This is a genomic window from Rhodoferax sp., assembly GCF_039922535.1.
Taxonomy (GTDB): Bacteria; Pseudomonadota; Gammaproteobacteria; order Burkholderiales; family Burkholderiaceae_C; genus Rhodoferax_B.
The window spans coordinates 1-2,720 of sequence record NZ_JBDTEM010000207.1; the positions used below are offsets into that span (position 1 = coordinate 1).

At 60.3% G+C, this 2,720-nt stretch carries 3 protein-coding genes; 1 reads left to right on the top strand and 2 read right to left on the bottom strand.

All coding sequences use genetic code 11. The features are described from left to right. Positions 1-258 precede the first annotated feature (258 nt). Complete coding sequence (locus ABI213_RS09900) at positions 259-1,197, bottom strand: glyoxylate/hydroxypyruvate reductase A (RefSeq protein ID WP_348026905.1); 939 nt, start codon at positions 1,195-1,197, stop codon at positions 259-261. A 7-nt stretch (positions 1,198-1,204) separates the two neighbouring features. Then, positions 1,205-2,083, bottom strand: coding sequence for a GNAT family N-acetyltransferase (locus tag ABI213_RS09905; RefSeq protein WP_348026907.1), 879 nt, complete (start codon positions 2,081-2,083; stop codon positions 1,205-1,207). Positions 2,084-2,423: 340 nt separating this feature from the next. Between ABI213_RS09905 and ABI213_RS09910 the strand changes: the two genes are divergently transcribed. Beyond that, positions 2,424-2,720: hypothetical protein (locus ABI213_RS09910; protein ID WP_348026909.1), on the top strand; the 297-nt coding region annotated here is incomplete at its 3' end.

Below are 2,720 nucleotides of genomic sequence, written 5' to 3' on the forward strand. Positions count from 1 at the left end.
TTCGCGTGGTTCGCCGAGCTGGTTTAGGTGGAAGGAGACGAGAAGTTTTGACATGGAAGAGGCCTTATCCAGAGTTGCTTGATGAATGCCTCTATGCTAGAGCGGGCCTTGCGGTTTGGGTGCCGAAGCAGGTGCCACCAACCGCGGGAAATTGGCGATTTTCAGCCTTCGACAGCGCAATCTGCCGGCATGGTAAAGGACGAGAATTTCAAAGCCAGCGGGCCATGTGCCCGTGCATCTTCATGGAGGCCACATGTTTCAGTAGCCACGCAAGCGGTCCACCAGCCCGACCATCGGCTCGTTTCTATCAAAGCGGCGCAGGTTGTCCAGCACCACCCGTGCCGCGCTCAGCGGATGTGTCATGCTGGCGATGTGTGGCGTCAGCGCGATATGTGCATGCGACCAAAACGGGTGCTCGGGCGTCAGAGGTTCCGGGTCGGTGACGTCAAGGATGGCGTCACCGATCTGGCCCGTATCCAGGGCAGCCAGCAAGTCGACATCGACCAATTGCGGCCCTCGCCCCACATGCACGAGACCGGCCCCCTTGGGCAACTGTTCGAAGAGTTTTTTATTCAAAAATCCGCGCGTTGCTTCGGTGAGCGGGAGCAAACAAATAAGGATCTCGGTGCCGGCCAAGAAGTCGGCCAGGCCTTCGCTTCCAGCGTGGCACTGCACACCGTCAATGTGGTGCTGCGAACGACTCCAACCCGCACAGTCGAAGCCCATGGCCTTCATTTGCGCAAGCACGGCCTGCCCGAGTGAGCCCAGGCCAAGCACCCCTACGCGCCGGTCGGCCGCCAGTTTGGCCTGCCGTGGTTGCCATTCGGCGCGCTGTTGCTGGCGACGGTACTGCGGCATGTCGCGGTGCAGGTGCAGCACGGCATGGGTTACATACTCCACCATGCCACTGACGATGCCTGGCTCCACCATGCGGACGACCGGCAGGTCGGCGGGCAGTGCATTCAAGTCAAACTGGTCCACGCCCGCTCCCGAGGAGAACAGCACCTCCAGCTTGGGAAAATGGCTGGCGATGCCATCGGGCGGTACCCAGGCTGCGAGGAAGCGCACCCTCTCAGGGTCGCCGATGTCAGGCCAAATGCGGAAGTCTATGTGGGGTGCTTGTTCACGGAATATCTCCGCCCATTGGCGGCCGCGCACCGGGTCGGACTTGTAGACGAAACTGAATTCATGCACCATGCCGCCCTCAACCAATAGCCTGTGTGGTGATGGCAAAAAGTGCAGGGCCACCGTCGGAATAGACCAGTGGTTTACCGCGCACCATGGTTGTCGGCGCATCGACTTCCACCAGACCAATAGCGGCCAGCCAGTCGCCCAGGCCCGCAGTCGCATCCACGTCGATACGCGTGAAACGGCCCGCGTTCTGCCCGGCCAGGTGGGCGATCAACGCCTTGGCACCCTCTACGTCAGGTGCAACCACTGGCCCGATGGTGTGGCCGCGGCCAAAGCGGCGCAACATGGCGAAGCCGCGCGGTGTCTGTTCATGGTCCAGCACCACACAGGCTTCGGCGCTGGCCAAAAGGTCTTCGATAAGTGCCGGGCGGGGCATTCCGCGTGCGGCCGCGTCCAGCGATTGCAGTGCAGCTAGCTCGTTCAGGCCCGCAGGCCGCATGCGCCAGCCGGGGGGCTGCGCAATCAGAGGTGTGGGTGTGGCAACGCCCTGGTGCTGTCGCACGCCGCCCGTCACTTTGAAGCCCAGTTTTTCATACAACGGCTGCCCCGCTTCAGTGGCCTGCAACAGCACGGTGTGATCGTCCAGACCATCGAGCAAGGCATCCATCAGTTGGCGGCCAATGCCGCGACCCTGGCAGCTTGGACTCACGATGATCAGGCCCACGGATGCATGCTCCGTGCCCCAGCGCCAACGCAGCCCGGTACCTACGATCCGCCCCCCCTGCTCAGCCACCGTGCCTTCGGCATGCGCAAAGACTTGCGCCCAGTCGGTCGGCCGGTGTGGCCAGCGAAGTTCGGCTGACAAGGCGTAGGCTTGTTCGATGTCGTCGGTAGTCATCGCACGGAGAACCACGCGGTCCTGGGCAAGGTCGGAAGGGGAGGAAGAAGACATACGGGAAATCTCTCTTGCGAACATGTGAATGAAGTCGATATTCGCCCACATTGATCCACTGCGCCAGCCCCAAAATGCTTGCTGCAATAACTCGCAAGCTTCTCCCGTCAACGTCCCTTGATTTGCAATTCACTGCCGCCACGGCGCCAGATACGCACACATATGCTGCGGCTTGTTACCTAATATCCAGTCTTGCTTGGCAGGCTTTCACATGAGGGGCATTTTTTTAGAAATCCACCGGATTGCCTATCACCATGCCTCAATTCGTCTGGCTCTGAATCTACCCGTCTTCTGTTCACGCCATCGGGGGCGATGGTGGCCTATATAGGATCACCCTGCAATGACAACTAACAATATCTTTGCTGCCGTACTCACTCAACATTTTCCTGACGAAGAAGATGACGGCCTGGCGCTCACTGCGCGCAACTATTGCAGCTTGGGTGTCCGCAGTGGCGAGGACTGTATGGGCCGAATCGGTGTTACTGCGTTGCGCTTCAAAAGCACGCTGATCGACTTCGCCACGGAACACTTAGGTGCACGGCGCACGCATCCGGTGCGAACCGCACACCATGCCGCGGTCCCCACTCCAAACCGCAGCTTGGGGCTAAAACGGTGGCAATTTCCATACGACCCTTGT